General features: G+C 70.3%; 12 protein-coding genes. 8 read left to right on the top strand and 4 right to left on the bottom strand.

What is annotated here, in order from left to right; all coding sequences use genetic code 11:
* Positions 1 to 47: 47 nt before the first annotated feature.
* On the top strand, positions 48 to 3,035 hold the full coding sequence (locus tag ACWCRB_RS25600; protein ID WP_450998259.1) for a DEAD/DEAH box helicase: 2,988 nt from the start codon (positions 48 to 50) through the stop codon (positions 3,033 to 3,035).
* A gap of 13 nt (positions 3,036 to 3,048) precedes the next feature.
* Positions 3,049 to 8,223, top strand: a complete 5,175-nt coding sequence (locus tag ACWCRB_RS25595; RefSeq protein ID WP_450998258.1) for an Eco57I restriction-modification methylase domain-containing protein — start codon at positions 3,049 to 3,051, stop codon at positions 8,221 to 8,223.
* A 62-nt stretch (positions 8,224 to 8,285) separates the two neighbouring features.
* Here ACWCRB_RS25595 and ACWCRB_RS25590 read toward each other — a convergent pair whose 3' ends face one another.
* On the bottom strand, positions 8,286 to 8,471 hold the full coding sequence (locus tag ACWCRB_RS25590; RefSeq protein WP_450998257.1) for a DUF397 domain-containing protein: 186 nt from the start codon (positions 8,469 to 8,471) through the stop codon (positions 8,286 to 8,288).
* The gene (locus tag ACWCRB_RS25585; protein ID WP_450998256.1) at positions 8,468 to 9,328 is read right to left on the bottom strand and encodes a helix-turn-helix domain-containing protein; all 861 of its coding nucleotides are present in this window, start codon (positions 9,326 to 9,328) and stop codon (positions 8,468 to 8,470) included. The genes ACWCRB_RS25590 and ACWCRB_RS25585 overlap by 4 nt, the downstream gene beginning before the upstream one ends.
* A 146-nt stretch (positions 9,329 to 9,474) precedes the next feature.
* Here ACWCRB_RS25585 and ACWCRB_RS25580 point away from each other — a divergent pair, with 146 nt between their 5' ends.
* Entirely contained in the window at positions 9,475 to 9,933 is a 459-nt protein-coding gene (locus ACWCRB_RS25580; RefSeq protein ID WP_450998255.1) for an ATP-binding protein, read from the top strand.
* Between the two features lie 187 nt (positions 9,934 to 10,120).
* On the opposite strand, the gene ACWCRB_RS25575 is transcribed toward ACWCRB_RS25580, so the two are convergent.
* Complete coding sequence (locus tag ACWCRB_RS25575; RefSeq protein ID WP_450998254.1) at positions 10,121 to 12,031, bottom strand: protein kinase domain-containing protein; 1,911 nt, start codon at positions 12,029 to 12,031, stop codon at positions 10,121 to 10,123.
* A gap of 366 nt (positions 12,032 to 12,397) precedes the next feature.
* Here ACWCRB_RS25575 and ACWCRB_RS25570 point away from each other — a divergent pair, with 366 nt between their 5' ends.
* Both ACWCRB_RS25570 and ACWCRB_RS25565 read left to right on the top strand, forming a co-directional pair.
* A complete protein-coding gene (locus ACWCRB_RS25570) occupies positions 12,398 to 12,820 on the top strand; it encodes an effector-associated constant component EACC1 (RefSeq protein WP_450998253.1) in 423 nt (140 codons plus the stop codon).
* 6 nt (positions 12,821 to 12,826) lie between these two features.
* Positions 12,827 to 16,777: a caspase, EACC1-associated type gene (locus ACWCRB_RS25565; RefSeq protein ID WP_450998252.1), complete on the top strand. Its 3,951-nt coding sequence runs from the start codon at positions 12,827 to 12,829 to the stop codon at positions 16,775 to 16,777.
* Between the two features lie 28 nt (positions 16,778 to 16,805).
* On the opposite strand, the gene ACWCRB_RS25560 is transcribed toward ACWCRB_RS25565, so the two are convergent.
* Entirely contained in the window at positions 16,806 to 17,867 is a 1,062-nt protein-coding gene (locus tag ACWCRB_RS25560) for a beta family protein (protein ID WP_450998251.1), read from the bottom strand.
* A gap of 324 nt (positions 17,868 to 18,191) precedes the next feature.
* Between ACWCRB_RS25560 and ACWCRB_RS25555 the strand changes: the two genes are divergently transcribed.
* The 3 genes from ACWCRB_RS25555 to ACWCRB_RS25545 all read left to right on the top strand — a co-directional run.
* Positions 18,192 to 19,376 carry an AAA family ATPase gene (locus tag ACWCRB_RS25555; protein ID WP_450998250.1) on the top strand — a complete coding sequence of 395 codons (1,185 nt, stop codon included), beginning with the start codon at positions 18,192 to 18,194 and terminating at the stop codon, positions 19,374 to 19,376.
* Complete coding sequence (locus tag ACWCRB_RS25550) at positions 19,373 to 20,023, top strand: hypothetical protein (protein WP_450998249.1); 651 nt, start codon at positions 19,373 to 19,375, stop codon at positions 20,021 to 20,023. The genes ACWCRB_RS25555 and ACWCRB_RS25550 overlap by 4 nt, the downstream gene beginning before the upstream one ends.
* A gap of 97 nt (positions 20,024 to 20,120) precedes the next feature.
* Positions 20,121 to 26,848 (top strand): DEAD/DEAH box helicase (locus ACWCRB_RS25545; protein ID WP_450998248.1); only part of this gene is annotated, 6,728 nt, incomplete at its 3' end.

The raw sequence follows: 26,848 nt of genomic DNA, 5'->3' as shown, positions 1-26,848 counted from the left end.
AAGGAGGGCCCGCGCATGTACGACCGAACCGCCTCAGGAGGCCACGGGTGACCGCCGTCCAGACCAGTGCGGAGCAGAGCGGCGCCACGACCGGCCAGGAGCAGGAGCACGACCAGTACCCGGCCGGTGCCCAGGTGCTCGTGCGGGACGAGGTGTGGCTGGTCAGAAGCTCGATGCCGACGACCGAGGACGGTACCCGGATCGAGGTCGTCGGGGTGTCGGAGTTCGTCCGCGATCAGGAGGCCGTGTTCCTCTCCGGTCTGGACCGCATCGAACTGCTGGACCCGCGTGCGACCGCCCTGGTCATGGACGACTCCCCGAACTACCGCCGCTCCCGGCTGTTCCTCGAAGCCGTGCTCCGCCGCACCGCGCTGCCCCAGTCGGAGCGTCGGCTCGCCCTGGCCGACTCGTTCCTGATGGACCCGCTGCCGTACCAGCGGCGCCCCGCCGAGCTGGCCCTGTCCGGTGCCAACCTCCGCCCACGGCTGCTGATCGCGGATGTGGTGGGCCTCGGCAAGACCCTGGAGATCGGTCTGACGCTGGCCGAACTGATCCGTCGCGGCCGGGGCGAGCGCATCCTGGTCGTCACCCCGCAGCATGTGCTGGAGCAGTTCCAGCACGAGCTGTGGACGCGGTTCGCGATCCCGCTGGTGCGACTGGACTCGGTCGGCATCGAACGGATCCAGCGGGAGATCCCGGCCGGCCGCAACCCCTTCACCTCGTTCAAGCGGGTCATCGTCTCCATCGACACCCTGAAGAACACCGACCAGTACCGGCACCATCTGGAGCAGATCCGCTGGGACGCGGTCGTCATCGACGAGTCGCACAACCTGATCAACCGCGGCTCCCTGCGCAACCAGCTCGCGCGTACCCTCGCCCCCCGCACCGACGCCCTGATCCTGGCGTCGGCGACCCCGCACAACGGCGACGCGAAATCCTTCGCCGAGCTGATCGGCCTCCTCGACCCGGTGGCGATCCGAGACCCGGAGAACTACCGCGCGGCCGACATCGAGCATCTCTTCATCCGCCGTACGAAGATCAGCCCCGAGGTCCGCGAGCAGATGAAGGGCCAGTGGGCGGACCGCGGCCCCTCCCGCTCCGTGCACTGCCCGGCCACCCCCGCCGAGGAGAAGATCTTCGAGGAACTGGCGGCCGTCTGGTTCCCCCGCGACGGGGACACTTCGGTGAGCTCGGTGCCCCTCTTCCCGTACACGCTGCTGAAGTCGTTCCTGTCGTCCCACGCGGCGCTGCGGGCCACGGTCTCCGCGCGCATCAAGACCCTGGAGAAGAAGGACGACCCGCAGGGCACCGCGGCCGAACTGGCCGCCCTCCACCGGCTGTCGGAACTGGCCGCCGACCTGACCGAGGCGGATTCGGCGAAGTTCGCCGCCCTCGTGCGTCAGCTCCGCGAGGAGATCGGTGTCGGACCCGGTTCCGACGAACGGGTCGTGGTGTTCTCCGAGCGTGTGCAGACCCTGGAGTGGCTGGCCGAGGTGCTGCCCGCGGCGCTGGGCTTCAAGGGCCGGGCCGCCCGTGACTGCGTCCGGGTCATGCACGGTGGTCTCTCCGACGAGCAACAGATGGCCTGTGTCGAGGAGTTCGGCCTGGCCGACACGCCCGTACGGGTCCTGGTGACCGGTGATGTGGCCTCCGAGGGCGTCAACCTGCACCGGCAGTGCCATCAGTTGGTGCACTACGACGTGCCGTGGTCGCTGATCCGGATCGAGCAGCGCAACGGCCGTATCGACCGGTACGGGCAGGCCAGCCCCCCGGAGTTCCGCGCGCTGATCCTGACCAGCGACGTCGAGGGCGCCAAGGACGACACCGTGGTCGCCGAGCGGCTGCTGGAACGTGAGGACCAGGCCCACCGCTCCCTCGGCACGGCGGAGGCGGTGACCGGCCTGTACCGGGCGGAGGCGGAGGAGAAGTCCCTCATCCAGGACCTGCTGCACGGCCGGACCGTGGACGAGTCCCTGGACGCCCGCCGCTCCGACGAGGACGACGAGGACGCGGGCCTGGAGGACTTCCTCGCTGACTTCTTCGGCCCGGTGGGTGAGGAAGCGCCACCGGTGGAACCCACAGCAGCCGACGGCTCCGCTGCCGGTACGGAGTCGTCGGGCGGCCGGGCCGCCGCGAGCCCCGTACTCCCCCGGCTCTTCGACTCGACCGCGCACTTCCTGGACGACGCGCTGCGCGAGGTGTACCCCGACGCCCGCGAGCGGCTGGACCTGGACCGCGACCAGCAGTCGGGGCTGCTCTCGTTCCGCCCGCCGACGGAACTCATCCATCGTCTCAAGGCGCTCCCCATGGACTACCTGCGCGAACAGCGGCTGCGCGAGCGTCTGCTCGTGACGTTCAACCGCCGCCTCGCCGAGCACTCGCTGCAGCGTGCCCGGGAGTCGTCCACGTCGAGCTGGCCGGAGATCTCCCTGCTGACGGACCTGCACCCGGTCGTCGAGTGGCTCACCGACAAGGTCCTCGTCGGGATGGGCCGCCAGGAAGCCCCGATGATCACGGCGAACGTGGCGGAGCCCGTCTATCTCGTCCAGGGCGTCTACTCGAACAAGCTGGGCAGGCCCACGGTCGTGAAATGGATGGGCGTCACCTGGCGGCAGGCAGGCAAGGAAGGGCTGGTCGACGACGACATGGTGTCGCTGCTGCGCCGCTGCGGAGTCGGCCCCACCATGGCGAACAAGCTCCGCTACCGCGATCCCGCGCCGCTGCGCGCGACTCTCCCCCGGGTGCTGGACACGGCCGAGGCGTTCCTCAACGCTCACCGCGACGCGTGGGACGAACCGCTGCGCGAACCCATCGAGCAGTACAAGCGGCGGCTCGGCACCTGGCAGCAGCCCACCCTCGCAGGGGAGCGCACGAAGGAGCGCCTCGCCGATCTCGCCGACTCCCTGCTGACGACGGGCCGGCCGCTGCTGCGGGTCCTCGCGGTTCTGGTGCCGGACCCGGACCGCAAGGACGGCGACGACGGCCCGCCGCTCGTGTCCCTCACCGCCCCGGCCGCGTCCCCGTTCCGGTTCTGAGAGAAGCCCTGTCATGACGTACGACTCCCTGGTCAACCGCGGCGACTACTTCTCGGCCCACTATCTGGCCGAGGTACTGCCGAAGGACCTCAAGTCGGGCCTGTTGCAGGCGTGGAAGGAACGCGAGGAGGCAGCCAAGCCGCCCTCCGAAGGTGCCGCCGCGTCGGAGGCCGACGTGCTCGCCACGGCGGCACCCGGCGGCGACGAACTGCCGGTGACCCCCCGCGCCGGACTGCGGGCCCTGCGCCGCGACTACTTCCGGGCCCGGTCCTTCTTCGCCCTCCCCGAGGACGAGGACGGCATCCCCGCCGTACGCGACACCGACGACGACACTCTGACGTATCACGCCCCGCAGTGGCGGGAGCGGGTACAGGCCCTCAACGCCGAGGTACTGCGCGCCCTCGGCTACGACGCGAAGCCGCGCACGCTCACGGTCGAGCGCGCGGGGCAGACGTACGAGATCCCGGTCGCGCACGCCGAGAAGGGCCTCGTCGCGGTGGACTGCGGCTGGGCCGCCGAACCGGACGCGGCGCTCGACCCGAAGGGCCGGGGACGCCTGCTGGACTCGGTGCCGCTGGACGGCCCGACGCCCGTCGAGACCGGATCCAAGCTGGCCTCGTTCCTGTTCGCCTGCGAGGAGGTCGACGGCGACCGGCCGCCCCGGTACGTGCTGCTGCTCGGCGGCGGTGTGATCGTCCTCGCCGACCGCGCGGTGTGGGGCGAGGGCCGCTACCTCGCCGTCTCCCTCGACACGGCGCTCCAGCGCAACGACACCAGGGCGGGCGGCGAACTCGACACGGTGGCCGCGTTGTTCGGCGCGGACTCGCTGCGTATGCCGGAGGAGGGCGGCGAGAACCCGCTGTCCAAGCTTGTCAGCGAGTCGACCAAGCACGCGGTGGGGGTCTCCCGCGATCTTCGCGACGGCCTGCGCAAGAGCGTCGAGCTGATCGCTAACGAAGTCCTGGACCGGCTGCGCGCGCAGGGTCTACGCCCCGAGGACATCGGCGAACTCCCGGAATTGGGCCGCCAATTGACGCGCGAGTCGCTGCGCTACCTCTACCGGATCCTGTTTCTCCTCTACGCGGAGGCCCGCCCCGAGCTGGGCATCCTGCCTGCTGACTATCCCGAGTACCAGCAGGGGTACGGACTCGGCCGGCTCGCCGAGCTGATCGCCGACCGGGAGCCGATCAGCGACAGCGCCCGCAACGGCTTCTACCTCTACGAGTCCCTGGACCTACTATTCGGCAAGGTCCAAAACGGCTACCGCCCGCGCCGAACCCACGGCGTGGACGCGACCGAGGTCGACCTCGACGCGAAGGCCAGCGAGGACGTCGGCCTGCGCTTCGAGCCGCTGCACAGCAAGCTGTTCGAACGCGACGCCATTCGGCTGATCGGCGCCGACAGCCTCCTCGACCCCCGCCACGACTCCGACGAGGCCTTGGCCCGGGGCGAGTCCGTCCACCACCTGGACACCCGACTACGCAACGCCACGCTCCACCAGGTGCTGCACAGCCTGATGATCACCCAGGGGAAACGGGGCGAACGCGGCGGCTTCATCTCGTACGCCCAGCTGGGCATCAACCAGCTCGGCGCGGTGTATGAAGGCCTGATGTCCTACGGCGGCTTCATCGCGGGCGAGGAGCTTTACGAGGTCGCCAAGGGCGGTGACCCGAAGGACGGCTCCTGGCTGGTCCCCAAGTCGAAGATCGGCGACTACGACGACCCGGTGTTCGTACCACGCAGAGACAGGCACACAGGCGAGGACGTCCGGGTGCGGTACGCCCCAGGTTCGTTCGTGTACCGCCTCTCCGGCCGCGACCGGCAGACCTCCGCCTCGTACTACACGCCGGAGTCGCTGACGAAGGTCACCGTGCAGCTGGCCCTCCAGCAGCTGCTCACCGAGGAGACCGAGGCGAAGGACCTGCTGAACTGGCGGATCTGCGAGCCCGCGCTCGGCTCGGGCGCGTTCCTCAACGAGGCGATCAACCAGGTCTCGGCCGAGTATCTGCGGCGTAGGCAGAGTGAGTTGGGCCGGTCGATCGACACCGAGCAGTACGCCGTCGAGCTGCAGAAGGCCAAGGCGTACATCGCCCTGCACAACTCGTACGGCGTCGACCTCAACGAGACGGCCGTGGAGCTGGCCGAGGTGTCACTGTGGCTCAACACGATGCACCCCGGCATGGAGGCCCCCTGGTTCGGCCTGCACCTGCGGCGCGGCAACTCGCTGATCGGCGGGCGGCGGGAGGTGTACGCGGCTGATCGTCTGAAGAAGGGCGGCTGGCTGGGGACGACTCCGGAGCGGTTCGCGTTGGCGGACGCGGTGGGGGGTGCGGCGCTGCCCGAGGGTTCGGTGCACCACTTCCTGCTTCCGGCGAAGGAGTGGGGCGCGGTCGCCGCCGAGAAGGAGGCGCGGGCTCTCGCGCCAGAGGCGGCCAAGGCGCTGGGTGCGTGGCGGAAGGCGATCACCAAGTCACCAACGGCCAGGCAGACGGCCCGACTTCAGGGGCTGGCCCGGCGGGCCGAGTACCTGTGGGGGCTCGTCGTACGGCGGTTGGAGCTGTCGGAGCGGGACATCTCGCGGCACATCCGGGTGTGGGGCGCGGAGGGCGACTGGCTGCGGCGGCCGGAAGTCGTGGTGCAGCGAGACGAGGTACTGGCCGACCTCCAGGCCGAGGACACGCCGTACTGGCGGCTAAAGACGCTCATGGACACGTGGTGCGCGCTGTGGTTCTGGCCTGTCCAGAGCGCTTCGCTGCTGGACGGTACGGATGAACTGTACGCGCGGGCCGAGGCGTTGGCGGAGCGGGCGGCGGAGTTCGAGGCGGCGGAGGAAGCTGGCGCGGCTGGTGAGGAGGGTTCCGGGGTTCTGATGGCCTGGGATGTGGATGCGCTTCCCGGCTTCGAGGCCGAGCCCAAGCAGATGACGCTGACGCGCGATTCGGTCTCGCGCCGCCGCACCGGGCGCCGAGAGGAGCGGCTCAAGGGACAGCGCCGGGAGGTCATTCCGCTGGCGGGGCTGGACGACTGGCTCGACTTCGCCGAGGCGTTGCTGGGTACGCAGGATGTGCCGAGTGAGTCGCTGGTGTCGACGTTCGAGACGTTGGACGACCTGTCGGTGTATGAGGACGAGTTGCCCGAGTGGATGGGCATGGAGCGGTTCCATCGGCTGGAGAACCAGTTCCTGTGGGCAGGCGCGGCGAAGGATGTGGCTAAGGCTCAGGGATTCTTCCACTGGGAGTTGGAGTTCGCGCAGGTTTTTGCGCGGGGTGGGTTTGATTTGCAGGTGGGGAATCCGCCTTGGGTTCGGCCGAGGTGGCAGGAGGACCTGGTCCTCGCGGAGTTGGAGCCGTGGTTCGTGTTGGAGGAGCGGCCCAGCACGGCGGAGTGGCGTCTGCGGCGGAATGAGGTTCTGGATGCCTCCGATGACAATCAGGCCTACTTCCTGCGCGAGTTGGCCACACACGAGGGATCCGTCGCTGTGCTGGGCAGCTCTGGCGTCTATCCGCTGCTCGCGGGAACACAGGGTGACCTCTACCGAGCCTTCATGTCGCAGGTGTGGCGGCACATGACACCTCGCGGGAGCGCAGGTTTGATTCACCCTGACACGCACTTTGGCGGAGCCCGCGAAGGCGCACTTCGTGCGGCCGCATACCGTCATCTGCGCGTGCACGGACATTTCGTCAACTCGGCCAACTGGGCATTTGAAGATCTCGGACGTACGCAAGAGTTCGGTACGCACATCTATGGCTCTTCGCGCGAGCCCGATTTCCTGCACGCCAGCGAACTACGCGCTGCGGAGGTGCTGCCCGAATCGCTGGCCCACGACGGACAAGGGACAGTGCCCGGCATCAGGTACGGCGACACGTGGGATGTACGGCCGCATCTAGAGCGCGTGGTACACGTGAACACGGCGCTGCTGACCAGCTGGCAGACTCTGACGGGCTCGGCAGGTCCAGCCACTGAGGCGCCCTTGCTCTACCCCCTCCTACGCGGAGAGGAGGCGGCCATCGAAGCACTCGCCGCCTATCACAGCATCCTTGCCGACTACCGACCGATGATCACGAGGGGATACGACGAAGCCGGTGCCAAGAAAGACGGACTGATCCGTTGGGGCAACCAGACCGTTCCCGAGCAGGCGGATGTCATCCTGCAAGGGCCGCACATCTCGGTAGCCCATCCCTTCTCAAAAGAGCCGAGAACCCCTTGCCGAAATCACCGGGACTGGGAACCTGTTGCGCCCACGGAACTGCCTGAGGCGTACGTACCAGTGACCAACTACGTGAGGGCGACCGATAGCGCGACGTACCAGACCGCCCAGAACTCCTGGAATGGAGAGCCCTCCACCTCGTACTTCCGGCTGGCCTGGCGAGCCATGATCCCCTTCAACACATATCGCAGCCTGATGGCCGCCCTGTTCCCGCCCGGCCCTGCGCACGTCCACACAGTGCACTCGATGGCCCTGAAGAGCAATCGATTGACTGCACTCAACGCGGGCTTCTGGGCAGCGCTTCCTCTCGACTACCTGTTGCGCATCACTAGCCGCTCCCATCTGCAGGTAGCTGAGGCACACCAGATGCCCGCCCCCGACCCCAAGCACCCGCTTGCCCCAGCGCTCCTCCTCCGCACTCTCCGCCTAAACGCCCTCACCACCCACTACACCCCCCTCTGGACAGAGCTGTTCGACCCCCGCTGGGCAGGCTACGAAGACTGGGCCAACCCTGACTGGCGCCACCTGAAACCCCTCGCCGCCGGCCTCAAGCCAACCTGGGAGTACGGCACCCCCCTCCGCACCGAGCACGAGCGCCGCGCCGCCCTCGTAGAACTCGACGCCCTCGTCGCCGTCTGGCTCGGCATCACCGCCGACCAGCTCGCCGCAATCTTCAAGTCCCGCTACCCGCAGCTGTACGACTACGAGTCGGCGACCTACTTCGACGTCAACGGCCGCAAGATCGCGGGCGACTTCAACACGTACGGCCACGGCCAGACCAAGCAGGACTACCTCGATCTCCTCGCCCACCTGGAGGACCCAGAGCACACCCCTCCCCCGGAGGGCTACCAGGCCCCCTTCTACAAGGCCGACCGAGAGACCGAGATGAGGGCCGCCCACGCGCACTTCCAGGCCCGCCTGGACGCGGAGATCGCCGCCGGGCGCTGGACTCCGCCCGTCCGCGACGCCGTACAGGCGTAGTCGGCGGGTCCTGCCGGACACAGGTCTGCCCCTGACACCTTGCCAGGGGCAGACCCAACGCCCTACCGGACGGCGAAGCCGACGAACGCGGTCCAGGCCGACTCATCGACCGCAAGGCCACGGCGGACTATGTCCTTGGAGTCGCGCACGTGGACGACGTGAGGGCAGACGGCGACCTCGACGCACTCGCCTCCATCGCCCGTGCTGTAACTGCTCTTGAACCAGGCCAGTTCGGGCTCGAAGTTCATGTCTCTCCCAGCAACTTCTCTACGTATGCCAGTGACTCGGTCGGCGTGAGGGCCTGTGCTCGGAGAATCCCGTAACGGGCCTCAAGCTCCCGGACCTTCGGCTGCCCCGAGTAGAGGCGGCTGTCGCCTTGCACCTCTGCATAGGCGATCCTCCGCCCTTCGGGTGCATCGATCAAGGTGAACGGGCCACCCAGTGCGCCATGGTCCTCGCGGCTGACCGGCATGACCTGGATCTCAACGTTCCGCTTATGGCCAATGAGCAGTACCTGCTCCAACTGGCCCCGCAGAACTTCCTTACCCCCGATGGGCCTCTGGAGCACGGACTCTTCCAGGACGAAGCTCATCAGCGGCGCGGGCGTGCGCGCATAGATCTCCTGCCTCGCCAGGCGTGCACTCAGCCCTTGCTCGATCCGGTCCTCGTCAAGCAGCGGGCGGCGGACGGCAAACACCGCTCGGGCGTAGTCCTCGGTCTGCAACAGGCCCGGGATGGCGTACATCGCGTACACGTGAAGCGCAATCGCCTCCGCCTCCAACCTGGCCGCATCCCGGAAGAACGCCGGAAACTGCGCCCGCGCAACCTCCTCCTTCATCTCCCGGAGGACCCCACCCGCGTCCAGCACCTCATCCGCCCGGTCGATGAACTTCGGCGGCGCCACCCGGCGCCCCTGCTCGAACGCCGCGATCGTCGACGCCGAATAGCCCACCATCGCCCCGAACTCGGCCCGCTCCAGCCCCGCCCGGACCCGGAACCTCTTCAACTGGCGCCCGAAGACACGCAGAATGCCGGAGCCCGCCCCCGGCTCCCGCTCCTCCTCCGCGCCGGACTCCTCCTCGGCCGATCCAGCCAACTCGCTCATGTCCCGCACCACCTCCCCGGCCAACGCGGCCCCGCGTCGACCGTCACGCTCCGCCCCGCCTACACCCACCGACTCACCACGTACAGCGACCTCCTGTGTGCACGTCGTATCTCGTCACGGTAAAACCGGCACGTCAGCGTGGACACATGAACAACGAAACTTCCCCCTCCCAGGGGACCGCACCGTGCCCGGTCCGCGAGTTCGCGATGCGCTTCACCTCGTCCGCACGCGGCGCGCGCCTCGCCCGTCGTCTCGTCTCGCACCGGCTGGACTCCTGGGGCCATCCGTACACCGGTGACGTCAACGAGACGCTGGCGCTGCTCACTTCGGAGCTGGCCGCGAACGCCGTACGCCACGGGCATGTCGCCGGGCGGGACTTCCACGTACGGCTGTCCGAGACCGGCGGCAACCCGCGCACCCTGCGTGTCGAGGTCACCGACACCCGCACCGAACGCGTACCGCTGCTCACCGCCCAGGAGCCGCCCGGGGACGAGGAGTCGGGGCGAGGTCTGCTCATCGTGGCGTGTCTGGCGTCGCGTTGGGCGGTCGCGCCGCGCGTGAACGGCCCCGGCAAAACCGTATGGGCGGAGCTGTGGCTGCGCTGAGGCACCCAGCGCTCCGCCCCCTCCCCCGCTGCGTACCTCATGACACGGCAACCGCAGAGATGATGAACCGTCAGCCTCCAAAGCCGACACGCCTGCAACGCCGGCAAGCCGGTCCGGAGGAAAAGCAAGGTCGGACACCGCCTTGACAGCGAGGTGTCGTCGTGTTGATCCAATTGGCCTGCCCGGATCAGCGAGCAGCCTGAGCGCAGTGGGCGTACCAATGGCAGCTTTGCAGTGTGTCGGGGTGGTCCGGTCCCAACACCCGGGCCCTGTCCCCGGCCACACCGGCCATCAGCCACGCTGCCTGAGCAAGATCACCGGCCTTCATGACGTAATAGGCGTGCCAGTGTCGACTTTCCAGTGTCTCGGGGTGGTCCGGTCCCTGCACCCGGGCCCTGTCGCCGGCCACGCCCCCCAAGAGCCAGGCTGCCTGGGCGGGATCACCGGTTTCCCCGACGAAACAGGCATGAGCGAAGCGGCTGAGCAACGTGTCATGGTGGTCCGGTCCCAGCACCCGGGCCCTGTCGCCGACCACACCGGCCATCAGCCACGCTGCCTGAGGGCGATCGCCGGAGGCCCCGACGAAGCAGGCGTGCTCGTAGCGGCTGAGCAGCGTATCGGGGTTGCCGGGCCCCAGCACCCGGGCGCGGCCAGCGGCTACACCTGCCATCAGCCCCGCTGCCTGAGCAACATCGCCGGCCACCCCGACGAAGCAGGCGTGCAAGTGGCGGCTGAGCAGCGTGCTGGGGTGTTCCGGTCCCAGCACGCGGGCGCGGCCGGCGGCCACACCGCCCATCAGCCCCACTGCCTGAGCAACATCGCCGGCCTCAAAGACGCCGTGCGCGTGGATGTGGCTACTGAGTAGCGTGTCGGGGTGGTCCGGTCCCAGCACCCGGGCGCGGCCGGCGGCCACACCGGCCATCAGGGCCCCTGCCTGAGCGCGATCGCCGGCCGCCCAAACGCCAAAAGCGTGAAAGTGGCGGCTTTCCAGTGTGTGGGGGTGTTCTGGTCCCAGCACCTGGGCGCGGTCGGCGGCCACGCCGGCCATGAGCCGTGCTGACTCGGCAAAGTCTGCGGTGGCTCCCAACTGCAGGGCCTCCTGGTGGCGTCGAGCCAATTCCGCGATGGTGAGGCCTGGTTGGGGGGCGGCGGTGACAGGTACGGTCGGGGGGTGTGTGACCGCCCCGTTCGGCTGCACCATTGCAGCGGGTATCCCCGGTGCGGGCTCCTTTCGACTTCGGATCAGCCGGGTCACCTCGGCAGGCCAAAGCGGCCCCGGAAAGTGGTCCGGAGGAGCCCACTGGTTTGCGATCGCTCCGGCGAGCCCCGGGAGGGTGGGCCGCTGGTCAGGGTCCTTACGCAGGCAGTCGGCGACCAGGTCACGCAACGGCCGCGGTACAGAGTCCAGTTGGGGTTCGGCGCTGATGACGCGGTGCATCAGGGCTGCGGCACCGCCTTCGCCGAACGGCCCGGTGCCGGTGGAAGCGAAGGCGATCACCGCTCCGAGCGCGAACACGTCGCTGGGCGGCTCCACCGTCCCACCCTGGACCTGCTCCGGCGACATGAAGCCGAACGTGCCGATCACCTTTCCGGTGCCGGTCAGCGCGGTCTGGTCGACCGCCCGGGCGATACCGAAGTCGATGACCCGCGGGCCGTCCTGGGCGAGCAGCACGTTCGCGGGCTTCAGGTCCCGGTGGACGATGTGCACCGCGTGGATCGCCTGTAACGCCTCTACCAACCCCCCCAACAGCGGCCACAACGATGCCTCTGGCAGCGGGCCACCCGCCGCGACAGCCTCGGCCAGGTTCGGCCCCGGCACGTAGACGGTCGCCAGCCAGGGCGGGTCGTCATCCGGGCCCGCTGCCACCACGGGTGCGGTGAAGGCACCGCTCACCGCCCGTGCGACCGTGACCTCTTGCCGGAACCGGCGTCTGAACTCCGGATCCTGCGCGTAGTGCGGGTGAACGATCTTCACCGCCACGGCCCGTCCGGCCGGCGAGTGGCCCAGGAACACCTGGCCCATACCACCCGCACCGAGACGGGCCCTCAGCACGAACCCCCCGACCATGGCCGGGTCCCCGTCTGTCAACGGCTTCATCCCCGCCCCCTCCCCGTCCCCCCGGGCGCAGCACCGTGCGTCACGGGCCATACCCAGAATCCCGTCGGACGAAAGCTGCGTGCCCACCGGCGCTCCGGCAGTCACCGACCGAGGGCGCACGAAGCCCGAAGCGCATCGGTCGTGCCGTCGGTACGAACGCCAGAGCCTGCGGCGGCGGTCGCGCTCGTACTGCGACGAGCTTCAGGCGGAGCCGTGCTGCACCAACAACGTGGAACGCCGCGAATCTGCGTTTTCAGGCCAACACCTGACGGGTTTTCGGAAACTCGGGCGCCCGGTGTCAGACCCGCCGACTAACGTCAGCCGCTCATGCCTCCGTCAGTGCATGGCAGACCAAGGGGAAGCGCTGTGACCACCACGCCCGAGGACCGGACCAGGTACCGGATCTCCATCGTCGATGAGGACCCGCTGCGTGCGCGCAAGGAAGCGCGCGAGCTGCTCGCCGGGATCGCCGACGCTGACCCCGGGGCTGCCCTCGACGTTCCCCGGCACGGCACAGCGGCCGGCGCGACGGAGAAGGGCGGGCTGTCCGCCGACACCATCGGGCTGGTGATCAGCTCGGGTTCGCTGGTCGCCGCCGGGGTGCAGATCTGGCTGGCCCGCGTACCCCAGCGGACGATCACCGTCAGGCGGCCCGACGGCGCGACTCTGCACATCACCGGCAAAGAGGCCCGCGAGGACGACGAGCGGATCGAGCGGTTCCTCGCGGGCGGCGGAGAGACGCCGCACACGGGCGACGACGGCCTCGGCAACACTCCTGCAGCGGGCTGAGCGAACATGGCCGACAACGACCGGTTCGCCATGCTCGTCGGCGTGTCCACGTACGACAGCGAGGCCTACCGCGATCTGCCGCCCGTACGCGCCGACCTGCACTACATGCGGGCGGTGCTGGAGAACACCGAGATCGGCATGTACAACGACTGCGCGCTGGTCGCCGAGCCGACCCGCGCGGAGATGCTGCACGCCGTCGAGACGTACCTGAGCGCGCGGCAGCCCAGCGAGACGGCCCTGCTGTACTTCAGCGGACACGGGGAGTTCTGCGAGGACGACAACCAGCTGTACTTCCTGACCCGGGACACCGACCCGGACGATCTGCCGGGTACGGCGGTCCCGGCGGAGTTCCTGGAGCGGATGCTCCAGTCGTGCCGGGCCGCCTCGAAGCTGGTGCTGCTGGACTGCTGCTCCAGCGGTTCCGTCGTCCAGGGCTGGACCGCAAAGGGGCCGGCGGAAGAGCCCGCGCGGCCCGCGCCGAGCACGCTGCTGCGGCCGACGGGCGTGTACTTCATCACCGCGTCCGACGCCCTCCAGTCCGCGTCCGCGATGGCGCCGGCCGGGTCGGGTCTCGGTACGTCCCGGTTCACCGGGGAGATCGTGGAGGGGCTGCGCAACGGGCGGATCAAGGAGGGCGGCTGGATCACGCCGGACGACCTCTTCGAGTACCTGACCGCGCAGATGAGGCGGGACGGCGTACCGGAGGAGCAGCGTCCCACCAAGTCCACGATCAGGGCCACGAACCAGCTGCCCTTCGCCCGGTCGGTGGCCCGCCCGGTGCGTCTCGCGGAGCCGCCGCGCGACGCGGGCGAGGCGGGCCGGCGGTCCCCCGCCCTGCTGAAGGCCCGGGAACTGGCGGCGTTGGGCGCGCGGGACGGCGTCGACTGGGAGCGGCTGCTGCGGTACTACGCGCACTGCCTCACCGCTCAGTCGGCGGCCGGGATGCGGCCCGACCGGGACAGCGGGCGGGACTCGAAGTACTTCCTGCTGGGCCAGGGCGAGGAGACCATACAGTCCGGGCGGGGTTCCGTCTTTCCCGCCCCCGGGAAGCTGCCCAAGCCGCAGGCGGCCACGGGCGGTTCGGCGGGTTCGGGCGGCGGGGACGCGGGGGCACAGCAGGAGTACTGGTACGGCTATCCGGCGATCACCCTGCCCGTGCGGGACAGCGGGGCCCGGGGGCGCCGTACGGCGGTGGAGCTGGCGCCGCTGCTCATCCAGCAGATGGAACTGGCCCCGGACGAGGAGGGCCGGGACGTGCTCCGGCCCAGTGGTGTTCCCTCCCTGCACACGGGTGTCGTCGCGGAACTGCTGGACGCGGGCGACGCGGCCGACCTCGTCGCGCGCTGGCAGCCGTCCTGGCAGGAGGGCAACGACGCGCAGATGCTGCGCGCCGTACGGGAGTTGCTGGACGAGCTGGGGCTGCCGGAGCTGGAGCCGCTGGACCCGTCCGCGCTCAGCGAGCGGACGGTGATGCAGGCGCTGCGGCCCGGCGCGCACAACGCGGCCGTACTGCTGGTGCCTTCGGGTGTGGAGGCCAAGGCCACCGAGGCCCTGGTGGACAACCTGTTGCAGATCTCGACCCGGACCGGGCAGATCCCCGGCACCGCCCTGGACGCGTTGCTGAGCGGCGGTGAGGGCGGTGCGCGGGGCGCGTCGTCCGTCGCCGTGGTGGCTCCGGGGCCGTGCAACGAGAGCCAGGAGTCGGTCATCTCCTCGGCGATGACACGGCCCCTGACGGTGGCGACCGGGCCGCCGGGCACGGGCAAGAGCGAGGTCGTCACGGCCGTCGTCACCACCTGTGTCGCCGCCGGGCAGTCCGTACTGGTCGCCTCGACGAACAACGAGGCCGTGAACGTCGTCGCCGAACGCTGCGACGACATCGCTCCCGGCCTGCTGATGCGGACGGGCAACACCGAAGCGCTGGTGCGGGAGGCGGCCAAGCTGGAGCGGCTGCTGGGCGAGCCCGCCCAGGCGCCGCGCCGCGGATCGGCCACCGTGGGCGGGCAGTTGCGCAGTGCGCGCAAGGCCGCCGACGGACTGCGGGCAGAGGCCGCGCGACACGTCGACGAGGAGGGGCGGTTGCTGGAGCTGCTTCGGGAGCGGAAGGAACGGGTGGAAGCTCTGGAGCTGCCGCTGCCGCTCCTGGAGGGTGTCTGGGCGGCACCGGGCGAGGACGACTCAGCCGCGCTGGGACGGTGGGAGGACCGGGCGCGGAAGGTGGCCGGGGCCCCCTGGTGGCTGCTCGGCCCGTGGCGTCGGCGGCGGGCGCTGGCCGCGCTCGTCTCGGCGGTGTCCGACGACGCGGAGGAGGACCACCCGAGTCCTCCGAACCGACCGGATCCTTCGAACCTGCGGGACCGGCCGTCGTGGCCGGAGTGGGCGACCGGGCGTCCTGTACGCGCGGAGTTGCTGGAGTCGCTGGCGGACACGGTGGCCGTGGAACGGGAGGTGCGGGCGCTCGTCCCCCGGCACACGGGATGGGACGAGGACGGGCTGCGGCGGTCACGGTTGGAGGCGGCGGGCACGCTCTCCGAACTGTCGGCGGAGTTGTCGCGGGCGCTGTCCGCCGAGACGCTGACACGGGCGCGTGGGCTCATGCAGCAGCGGCTCCAGGCGCTGCGGAGCCGCTCGGGCTTCCAGCGCAGCCAGAAGAACCTGCTGGCGCACATCAAGGGCTGGGCCGTCAGCACGCACTCGGTGCGGCAACTGGAGCTGACCCCGAAGCTGTTCGACCTCGTCGTCATCGACGAGGCGAGCCAGTGCTCCATCCCCTCGGTGCTGCCACTGCTGTTCCGGGCCCGACGGGCGCTGATCATCGGCGACCCGATGCAGCTCGGACACATCCCCGGCGTGTCCCCTCAGCAGGAACAGCAGGCGCGGGTCCGGGCCGGGCTGAGCGCGGCGCAGTTGGAGGACCACCGGCTCACGTACCACGTGTACTCCTCGTACCACGCGGCCGAGCAGCACGGTGACTCAGCGCTGCTCCTCGACGAGCACTACCGGTGCCACCCCCGGATCGCCGACATCGTCAACGGTTACTGCTACGCGGGCCAGTTGCAGGTGCTCACCGACGTACGGCGGCAGATCCCGGCCCTCGACCCGGTGAGGGCGGCCGATCCGGCGCCGGCGCTGGGCTGGGTCGACGTACCGCGCGGCGAGTCGGCGCGGGGCGGCGACGGACGGTCCTGGCGCAACGCGACGGAGGCGGAAGCCGTACGGCGGGTGGTGGACGAACTGCTGGCGCGGCTGCCGCAGGACGCCACTGTCGGCGTGGTCACGCCCTTCCGGGCGCAGAAGGATGCGTTGGCGCGGGTGTGGCGCGACGACGACCGTGTCCGGGTCGGCACCGTGCACGCCTTCCAGGGCGGGCAGCGCGACGTGATGGTGCTGAGCCCGGTGGCCACGCACAACACCCCGCCGAGGACGACCCATTGGGTCGCGAGCCAGGTCAACCTGTGGAACGTGGCGGTGACCCGGGCCAAGTCCCAGCTGATCACCGTGGGGGCGCACGCGTTCTGGCAGGGGCAGAGCGGACTGCCGACCCTGCTCGCGGAGCGCTCGGCGCCTCTGGGGGCGAGCATGGACGAGGCCGACGGGCCGGTGGTGACGGCGACCCCGGCGACCGGGTTCCGCGAGGAACTCGCCGACCGGCTCCAGCGGTACCTGACCGAGCGTGGGATCACCGACCTGGAGCGGGCGGCGGTGGTCGGCGGCCACCCGGTGGACCTGCTGTTCACGGGAGGCGGGGAGAACACGGCCGTCCTGGTCGACCCCGGCCCACCGCCCGGCGTCGACCCGGCACGGCATCTACGGCTGACACACACGCGGAGCGACCTCCTGACCGGGCTGCCGTCCGGGGGCTACGGAGCGAAGGCGTGCCCGGTGGGGCGCACGGTGCGGGTGCCGGCGTGGCGGATCCTGGCGGGCGATGAGGTGCTGGCGCCGCTGTTCGACTGAGTGGGGAGACGCCTCCGCCGGGGCCGGTTCAGGTGCCGGGCAGGGACCGGACGACGTACGTCATGTGCTGGACGTTGCCCGCCCAGAGCCACTGGGTGTGGGTGCCGGTGCCCTCGCTGTCCGTCATGGGCCCGTCGGCGCAGTCGCGCAGCCAGGTCTCCCCGGCGCTCGCGACCGCCTTCCGGAAGTCGGGCAGATCGCGGATCCGGCCGGCTGCGGCCCGGATGCCCGCCGTGCGGTCCGGTCCGCCGTTCAGCACCTTGCACAGCACGAACGAGCGGTCGGTGGTGTAGCGGAGGACGCCCCAGGGCGGGCCTCCGTCCCCCGGCTTCGTGGCCAGGGACGCGGGGGACTGCACTCCGTAGTCGCCGTACCTGAGCCGTGAGAGGCGTTCCCGGCGCATCGCCCGTATCTCGTGCCACGTGTCCCAGTCGGCGCGGGGTTCGTCGTGCGGCTCTCCCAACTGCACCATGTCATCCGTGACTTGGGGGAACGCCCCGCCGAGCACGGCGACGGTCCGCCAGTCGTCGGCCAGTGCCACGAGAGCGTCGAGGGCGCGCAGCGCCTCCTTGCCCGCGTCGGGGCGGCCGGGCAGGACACCGCCCAGGTCCAGCAGGAGATCGACGGGCACCTCCCCGCCGATACGGTCCAGCAGCGCGCCGACGTCCTCGGCGACGGCTCCGTCCCACTCCCCCGGCATACGGACACGGATGCCGACTCCGCAGCCACAGCGGCGGGCGGTCTCCACCGCGGCTGTCTGCTGGGCCTCGTCCCGCTCCGGCCCGGTCACCGGGCGCAGCAGGCGGTTGATCGCGGTGCACTCGTCCAGGATCGCGGCGAGTGCCGGTATCTGCGCGGCCTCGGCGAACGGGGCGTCGATCCAGCCCGGATGGCGCCGGTGCACGCCCCTCACCCGGCGCAGTTCCTTCTGCCAGTAGGCGCTCTTGAGTTGCTCCGGGATCGTCCCCGGAGAGGGTGGGAGGTTCCAGAGAGGCACGATCGCCGCCTGTATATCGGGCCGGAGGCGTTCGTAAGCGATCCGGGCATGCTGCCGGACCGGCAGAACGGGGACGTAGAGCGGTTCGGACATCGCGGCTCCCCCTCGGCACTGCCCGCGCGCTTTCCCTTCCCGTCAGGGTCCGTGCACGTCAAGGCGTGAGGAAAGAGGGCCGTTTCGGTCCGAATGGCTGAAGTGCGCAAGTACCTGGTGACGGTGTGACGCAAGTTGTACGCTTCGTGATGCTCGGTGGTCGGACGCGCCAAGTGGACGGCACACGTGGGGAACTGAGCAGCCCTCAGCGGCCTGTCTCAGGAACCGTCCGCCGTGCGCCGACCAGTTCGATGCCCGGGTCTTCGTGGCCCGGCCGTTCCACGATGGGCGCGAGGCTTGAACCACCGGATACTCGGTCTCACAGTGCGCAACTTCCGCACCCTGACCGACACGAAGCTGCCGCTCGGGCCCCTGACCGTCATGGTTGGTCCGAACGCGGCGGGCAAGTCGAATGTGCTGCACGCGTTGGAGTTCCTGGGGGACGTGACCCGCAAGGGGATCGAGCCGACCCTGGAGGAACGTGGCGGGTTCGACGCCCTGGCCTTCCGAGGCGGCCGGACTCCGATGTCGAAGATCACCATTGGTGTCGAGGGCATCTGGACGGACTTCGCATCGGAAGAAACTCCGGACAGCTACGAGTTGAGCGTCTCTCAGCGCCGACTCCCCGAACCTCGGCACCGTGGGCATGTGCTCTATCGACAGGAGCGGTTCACCCAGCACCCGTGTCCGAACGCGGAGTCGACAGCCGAGCTGACCAGCAATGCCTGCGTCATCAACAGCCCGTCGGAGAGCGGCAGCGAAGAAGTTCAGGTCACTGTCGACCGAATGGTGTCCGCCCTTCACCAGAACCAGGTTGTTCCCTGGCCGGACGGCAGTTCGTCCGCGAAGGCCATCAGCGAAGTGAAGCGGCATCTTTCCCGCATTCGGGTCTTCGACCCGGACGTGAGGGCCGCCCGGCGGCCCTCACCCATCAGTGAGTCGGGGCGGTACCTCAAAGGTGACGCTTCCAACCTGGCGGACTTTCTGCTGGGTCTCCAGGAACATGGAGAGGCATGGGAACTTCTCCTGGAGGACATCAGGACCGCGGTCCCCCAGATCCGGAACATTCATATGTCCCTCCTTCCTGGTTCCGGCCTGGTCGAAGTGGAACTGGAGGAAGAACGCCTGCGAGGGCGCACCCGCCTGGCTGACGCGTCCTGGGGCACTGTCCGCGCCCTGTGCATGCTCGCGGTCATTCATGATCCGGAGCCTCCGTTGCTGACGTGCATCGAAGAGATCGATCACGGCCTCCACCCGCATGTGCTGAGTCTTCTGGCGCTCAGGCTCCGCGAGGCCAGCGCTCACGGCCAGTTCCTTGTGACCACGCATTCGCCAGTCCTCGTCAACGAGCTGGAACCCGAGGAATTGATCGTGTGCGAACGTCGCCCGAGCGGTGCGTCCCACATCCCGGCTCGGAGCCTGGAGGACATTCAGCGGGTCGTCGAGAAGTCCGAGTTCGAGCCGCTGGGAGATCTCTGGTACTCGGGTGCTCTCGGGGGTGCCCTGTGAGCCCGAAGCCTGTTCGCGGCCGTCAGCGCTCGGTCATCGTGGTCGCCGGTGAGGACCCGAACGACTGCAAGGTGCTCCAGCACCTGATTCCCGCGCTCTATCCGGGGTCCTGCCCGGAAGTGAAGTTCATGAGGAAGCCCGTCCGGCTGGCGCGTGCCCAGGCAACGCTTTCTCCCCGCCTTCAGGAGATCAAGCGATTCGCTCAGGGCCATGCGGACACGGCAAAACTGGCCGGGGTCGTCATACACGTCGATTTCGACGCGGTCGCCGACGAGAAGTACGACAGTGTGCGCAGGCGCATCACCGAGGAGATGCGCGCCGCCTTCAGGGAATGCTGCCCTTCCGCTCTGGCCCTGGCCGCCTACGAGATGGAGGCCTGGCTGATGCTCTTCCCCGAAGCGTTCCCCAAGGTCAAGCCAGGCTGGCAGCTCAAGGAGGCCGAACGCCGCCGCGATCTCGGCCAAATCATGAAGGCCAAAGAGCACCTCGCCAAGAGCCTCGGGAAACCTCCGTACAGCGAGTCCCACGCTCCCAAGATCATGGAGGAGGCGGTCAAGGGCGGTTATGTCACCGGGCGCCCCGCCGGCAACAACCGGTCGTTCCGCGACTTCGCCGAGGAACTGGCCAACTGGAAGAAGGCCGCCTAACCAGGTCAGGCCCGGTTCACCACCGTATGGGACTGTCAGCCACCCCCTATACGGTGGTACCGATCACCAGGGCACCGGCATCGCAAGGGGGACCGTCGTGAAGCCCACCATGGCCGCCGCGCAGCTCCGCGGCAGTCTGACGCAGTACCTCACGACGACGTACGCCCTCGCCGACGAGGACACCCGCGGCGCACTCGAACGCTTCCTCGGGCATCCCGAGACCGGCATTTTCCGCGGGCCCTACCTGCGGATCAGGACGCCGTTCCATGTCGCCGAAGGCGGGTGGGAACGGGAACTTGAGTGGTCCGCCGGGTTCCCCGGGTTCGCCCCGTGGCGGCATCAGGCCAAGGCATGGGCGCGGCTGTCCACGCTGCACGGGTCCGCCAGGCCGACCCTGGTGACCACCGGCACCGGGTCCGGCAAGACCGAGTCGTTCCTGATCCCCGTACTGGACCACTGCCGGCGGCAGAAGGCCGAGGGGCGAGCCGGGATCAAGGCCGTGCTGCTGTACCCGATGAACGCGCTCGCCACCGACCAGGCCGGGCGCATCGGGGAGTACCTGGCGCGGCCTGAGCTGGCCCAGGTCACGGCGGGGCTCTATATCGGGGATCGGCCCGACACCGACTTCCGGCGGGTGATGACGCGCCGCGAAGAGATGCGTGTCTCGCCGCCGGACGTGCTGATCACCAACTACAAGATGCTCGACCTGCTGTTGCAGCGGGGAGAGGACCGCATGCTGTGGGACGGCGCCGAGCCCGCGTACGTCGTGCTGGACGAGTTCCACACGTACGACGGCGCGCAGGGCACCGACGTGGCGATGCTGCTGCGCCGGCTGGCCGCCGCCACCGGCGCGTCCAGGCCCGGCAGACCGCTGGGGTCGATCTGCCCGGTGGCGACCTCGGCGACGCTGGGTGAGGGTGCGCCGGGCAAGGAGGCCGGGGGCATCCTCGATGTGGCGGCGCGGGTGTTCGGGATGCCGTTCCCGGCGGACGCGGTCATCGGTGAGGAGCGGATGACCGCCGACGAGTTCACCGGCACCGTGGACTACGAACTGCCGGAACCGCCGACCCCGCAGGAGGTCGTGGCGGTGTCCGGCGGACCGGACGTCGAGGCCCGGCCCCACCTGCTGGACCTGGACGCCCTCGCCGCCCGGATGCTGGGCCGCTTCGGCCTGGACGCCTTCCGGATCGGACGGCTGCTGAAGCGGCACGACTTCACCCACGGTGTGCTGTCACTGCTCAGCGGGGAGCCACTGGACGAGTGGGCGCTGCGGGAACGGCTCGCCCGGTTCGGCTACACCTGGGGCCGCACCGCGCGGGAGAACCCTCTGCTGGTGCTGCAGGCGCTGTCCCGGTTCGTGGCGCTGTTGTCGGCCGCCCGCGACCCGGACTCCGACGCGCGCAGACCCCGGCCGCTGCTGCACATCGAGGCACACCTGTGGGTGCGGCCCGTGACCCGGGTTCTGCGCGGGGTGGGCCGCACCCCCGAGTTCCGCTGGTACGAGGACGACCGCACCGCCGCCCGCCGGGCCGCGCTCAACGCCGCGCCGCCCGGTGACGAGGACCCGGACGCCTCGTCCGGCAGCTATCCGTCGTCCGCGGGCAGTCAGCCGCTGCCGGGCACCGACACCGCGCCACGCCCGGCCCAGGTGCACCTGCCCGCCGTGTACTGCCGCAACTGCGGACGCTCCGGTTGGGCCGCTCTCTCCCCCGAGACCGACCCGCAGCAGCTCGTGATGGCCCAGGACCGGATCTGGCGGGCCGGGGTGGGCCGGGACAAGCGACGTGTCCGCTACTTCATCTCCGCCACCGGCCGCGAGCGACAGCAGGCCCTCGACGCGCTGACCGGGGCACGCCCTTCGGACGGCGGCGTCGACCCACTGTCGGTGGTGGTGCTGGACGGCGGGCAGGGCACCTACCGACTGCCGACCACCGGGGACGACGGAGATCTCGTCGACGCCTGGTTCACGTTGGCCGTGCTCGACAAGAAGACCGCCGACCGGGCCGCCAAGGACGACCGGTGCCCGGCCTGCCACACCGACAACAGCATCCGCTTCCTCGGCACGGCCCAGGCGGCCCTCGCCTCCGCGACGGTCACTCAGCTGTTCACCGGCGGCGACATCGCGCTCGTCCCGGAGGAGCGCAAGACGCTGCTGTTCAACGACTCCACGCAGGACGCGGCCCACCGGGCGGGATACGTCGCCAACGCCTCGTACAAGTTCTCGCTCCGCTCGCTCCTGGCCCACAACCTGGACGAGTCCGGTGCGCCGACCGCGCTGAACGACCTGATCGGCCATGTCCTGGACTCGGTCGACGACCCGGAGGCACTGGCTGCAGTAGTGCCCCCCGATCTGCACGACGAACCGGGCGTCGACCGGCTGCTCTCCGGGCGCGGCACGGGCGACGCGCGGACCTGGCGGCTGATCGGGGAGCGGTTGGCGTTCGCGACGGTGATGGAGTTCGGGCTGCGCAGCCGCATGGGCCGCACCCTGGAACTGACTCGGACCGCCGCCGCCGAGGTCGCCGTGGCGGACCCGGACCGGGTCACGGACCTGGCGCGGGACCTGCACCTGACCCTGCCCGGCCAGTTGCTGGCGGTCGGCGGGCTGCCCACACCCGAGCGCTATCTCGCGTACGTCCGGGGCCTGCTGGAGCGGCTACGGCTGCGCGGCGCGGTGCGGCACCGCTGGCTCGACACCTGGATCAAGGAAGTCGGCGCCGACCGGTATCTCATCTCCGGGCGCAGGCCGGACGGCATGCCCGCCTTCCCCGAGGGAGTCGCCCCGCCGCGGTTCCTGCTGGACGGGCAGAAGGACAAGACGGAGTTCGACTCGGTCACAGGACGCCTGGGGTGGTACCAGGACTGGACCCGCAGATGCCTGGATCTGGACGCCGCCGGGGCCACCGAGTACCTGCGCAGGCTGCTGCCCGCCCTCGCCGACGCGGGCGTCCTCTCGGTGCGGACCGCCCGCGACCGGCAGACCCGGGTTTACGGGCTGCAGCCCGGCCACATCGAGGTGCGGCTCCTCGACGACGCCGTCGTCAACAAGGCCTTCGTGAACTGCGAGGACTGCCGCTGGCAGCAGGTCGTGGCGCCCGAGCGCCTCACCCGCTGGTACGGGCATCCCTGCCCTCGCTACCGGTGCAAGGGGCTGCTGACCGCGCCCCGGGCCGACCGGTCCGGCGCCGAGGCCGAGGTGTCCCGCTTCGGATCGGGCCCACTCGTACCGGAACGGGACTACACCGGCGACTACTACCGCCGCCTCTATCTGACGGGCGGCACGTTCCGCGTGGTGACCGCCGAGCACACGGGCATGCTCAGCCGCCCCGAACGGGAGCGCGTCGAGCGCGCCTTCAAGACGGGTACGCACTACACCGACCCCAATGTGCTGTCGTGCACCCCAACGCTGGAACTCGGTATCGACATCGGCGACCTGTCCGCCGTACTGCTCGGCTCCCTGCCGGCCGGTCCCGCCAACTACGTACAGCGGGCCGGACGCGCCGGGCGCCGCACGGGCAACGCGCTGATCGTCGCGTTCGGCGGACGCAAGGCGCGCGACCTGTACTACCTGGACGAGCCGCGCGAGATGATCGCCGGGACGATCCTGCCGCCGGGCTGCTATCTGTCGGCGGTGGAGATCCTGCGCCGCCAGTACACGGCGCGGCTGCTGGACCTGGCGGCCCGTGGCGAGCTGCGGACCTCCGACGGCGAGGTGCTCGCACCGCTCCCCCGGCTGTCCTCCGCCCTCTTCGGCACCAGCGGGTGGTGCGAGGACCTCGCGGACGCCGCGCGCACGCACGGAGCGGCGCTCGTGGAGGAGTTCCTGGACCTGTTCCCCGACGCCGGCGACGGCCGGGACACCGACAGTTCCGACGGGGCGGGCGTCTCCGCGTACGCGGCGGAGGAACTCCGGGCGTACGCGACCAGCGGGATCGCGCGGGCGTTGCAGGAGGCCGAGGAGGACTGGACGGGGCGGCGCGAGGAGCTGCGCCGCCGGATCGCGGCGATCGACGAGGCCGCGGAGCAGCTGGCCCAGTCCGACGAGTCGCAGGCCCGGGAACGGCGCGAACTGCTCGCCGAGCGGCGGGGTGCCGGGGACCTGTTGCGGGAGCTGAGCCAGTCCAGCGCTCACGCCACCCTGGTGGACCTCGGGCTGCTGCCCAACTACAGCCTGACGGACACCACCACCCAGCTGGAAGCGACGCTCTACTGGACGGAGACGCCGGAGGAGGACGACACCGACGGGGTGGGAGCCGCCGAGCGGGGCGCCGTCCGCAAGGTGTACCGCAGTGAGACGCGGGACTACGAGCGGTCCCGCAAGCTGGCCCTCACCGAACTCGCCCCCGGCAACAGCTTCTACGTCAACGGCTACCGCCACGTGGTGCGCGCCCTCGACGTCGGCACTCCCGAGCGCCGCGCCTGGTCGGTGTGGCGGCTCTGCCCCGCCTGCGGATACGTCCGCACCGAGGAGCGGAACGCCGAGCACAACACCGATCCGTGCCCGCGCTGCCAGGGCCGGGAGATCGCCGACGCGGGCTGTGTCCAGCGCGTACTGCGGCCCAGGCGGGTCCTGTCCCGCGACAAACGCGACGACGCCCGGGTCCGCGACGACCACGACGAACGGGACCGCAGGCGCTACGCGGTCCTCACCACCGTGGACATCGACCCCGACCGTCTGGCGCCCGGTTCCTGGCGGCACGACACCGCCGTGTTCGGCGTGGACTTCACCCGCCACGCCACGATCCGGACACTGAACCTCGGGCTGGACCGCGAGGACGGCAGCAGCACGGTGCCGCTCGCCGGACAGGACGTACGGATCAACCCGTTCTACGTCTGCACCGAGTGCGGCGGCGCCACGGCCGACGGCCGACCGGTGGTGGACGTACCGCAGCACGCGCTCACCGAGTCGGGGGCGGCGAGCACCCCGGCCGCCCACCACCATCAGTTGTGGTGCGCGCGGCGCCGTGTCCGCAAGCCGGTGACCGATGCGGGTGAACAGCAGGGCAAGGGCCAGGACGTGCCGCTGCTGCTCGCTCACGAACTGACCACCGAGGCCGTGCGCATTCTGCTGCCCGCGTCGGTGGCACGCGTCAAGGAGCGGCTCGCGTCGTTCACCGCCGCCCTGTTCGTGGGGATCGCGGCCCGCTACGGCGGCGATCCCGACCACATCGACATCGCCGAGGCGACTATGCCCGACCACGCGGGCGACCTGGACGCGGACTGGCCGAGGCGCTTCCTCGTCGTCTACGACCGGCTGCCGGGCGGCACGGGCTATCTGCACCGGCTGGCGTCCGCCGACGGCTTCCGGGAGGTGCTGCTCAGGGCACGGGACGTCATCGAGGGCTGCGCGTGCCGCGAGAAGGGGCTCGACGGCTGCCACCAGTGCCTGCTGCGGCGGGTACCGGCCGCCGACTACGACAAGGTCAGCCGCAACGAGGTCCGCCAGATGCTGGACGAGCTGCTGGGCGCCGACGGTGAGCGGTGGCGCACCTCACCGGTGGCGACGACACGTCATATCCCGCTGCAACGACAGGCCGAGAGCGACCTGGAGATCCTCTTCATCGACACCCTCCAGGACTGGGCGAAACTGGCCGAGTCGAAGGCCGCGGCGGACACGTACACGACCTCCGCCGGTACGTACGCCCTCGACCTGCGGCTCACCGCGGCCGACGGGTCCACCGTGAGCTGGCGTGTCTCCCAGCAGCGTGCCCTGGACGGCACCCGGCCCGACATACTCCTCGAACGGCTGGACACCCCCGGCCCGCGCGTGGCCCTGTACCTCGACGGCTACGCATACCACGCCACCCGTGAGCACAACCGCCTGGCGGACGACGCGATGAAGCGCACCCGGCTCCGGGCGGACGGCCTTCGCGTGTTCCAGCTGACCTACCACGACGTCAAGGAGTGGCGTCAGCGGATCAAGGACACCGGGTACGCGGGAGCCGGCCCCGCCGCCCCCGTGTGGGAGCCGTACGGCGCGGCGGGACAGCAGCGGGCCCGCGACTACTACGACCGCGTAGGCCGGGGCCTGCCCGGTGAACTCGCCGAGACGGTGTGGGTCAACCCGGCCCGGTTGCTGCTGGCCTATCTGCGCTCTCCGGACCCGGAACGCTGGAGGCGACGAGCGGAGGCGGCTGCCGCCGGGCTCAGCGGGGCGGACGGGGTCCGCGCCACCGCGCTCACCGGCGAAGGCGTCGGCGAGGGCCTCCGGGCGGCGCTGCGCGGCGGCATGCCCGCCGGGGGCGCCGGACCCGTACGGCTGCTGTCCGGCCCCGACGCGTCGGGCTGCCGTCTGGTGCTGGCCGCCGACGGCAGACGCACCCCGCCCGTGTGGACAGGGCTCAGCGTCCTGGACAACAGTGACGCGGCCCTGGCCGACGAGCCGGCCCACAAGCGGCGCTGGCGCGCCTGGTTGTACTGGAGCAACGTGCTGCAGTTCCTGGAGCACGGCGGTGGTGACAGTGCCCAGCTGACGTCGAGCATGCTCGACGGCTTCGCCCCCGAGGTGCTCACCGTGACCGGCGGGGAGGGCTGGCTGACGTCGACACGTACGCCGGTGCCCTCACCGGCGGACGAGCTCGCGTCCGTCGGGGTCGTCCCCGCGCCCTCGGTGCCTGCCGTGAGCAGCGGTGAGGCAATCGCACCGAGGCCCCCGGCAGACGAGGCACGCGGTGACGAGGGAGCGGGGCGGGATCCCGGCTGGGACCGGGTCATCGAGTACCTCGACCCGGAGGAACCGGGGCTCACGGATCTCGCCCACGCGCTGGCCGACGCGGCGGTGCCCGCACCCGAGGACGGCTACGAACTGGACGGCCACGGCTGGCA

The organism is Streptomyces sp. NPDC002156 (assembly GCF_053593675.1).
Note: the sequence above shows the minus strand (reverse complement) of the source record. Positions and strands in the feature narration are given on the sequence as shown.

Bases quoted from the DNA above. Each gene is read 5' to 3' on its own strand.
- ACWCRB_RS25595 (WP_450998258.1), top strand. From the start codon at position 3,049: ATGACGTACGACTCCCTGGTCAACCGCGGCGACTACTTCTCGGCCCAC.
- ACWCRB_RS25590 (WP_450998257.1), bottom strand. From the start codon at position 8,471: ATGAACTTCGAGCCCGAACTGGCCTGGTTCAAGAGCAGTTACAGCACG.
- ACWCRB_RS25585 (WP_450998256.1), bottom strand. From the start codon at position 9,328: ATGAGCGAGTTGGCTGGATCGGCCGAGGAGGAGTCCGGCGCGGAGGAG.
- ACWCRB_RS25580 (WP_450998255.1), top strand. From the start codon at position 9,475: ATGAACAACGAAACTTCCCCCTCCCAGGGGACCGCACCGTGCCCGGTC.
- ACWCRB_RS25575 (WP_450998254.1), bottom strand. From the start codon at position 12,031: ATGAAGCCGTTGACAGACGGGGACCCGGCCATGGTCGGGGGGTTCGTG.
- ACWCRB_RS25565 (WP_450998252.1), top strand. From the start codon at position 12,827: ATGGCCGACAACGACCGGTTCGCCATGCTCGTCGGCGTGTCCACGTAC.
- ACWCRB_RS25560 (WP_450998251.1), bottom strand. From the start codon at position 17,867: ATGTCCGAACCGCTCTACGTCCCCGTTCTGCCGGTCCGGCAGCATGCC.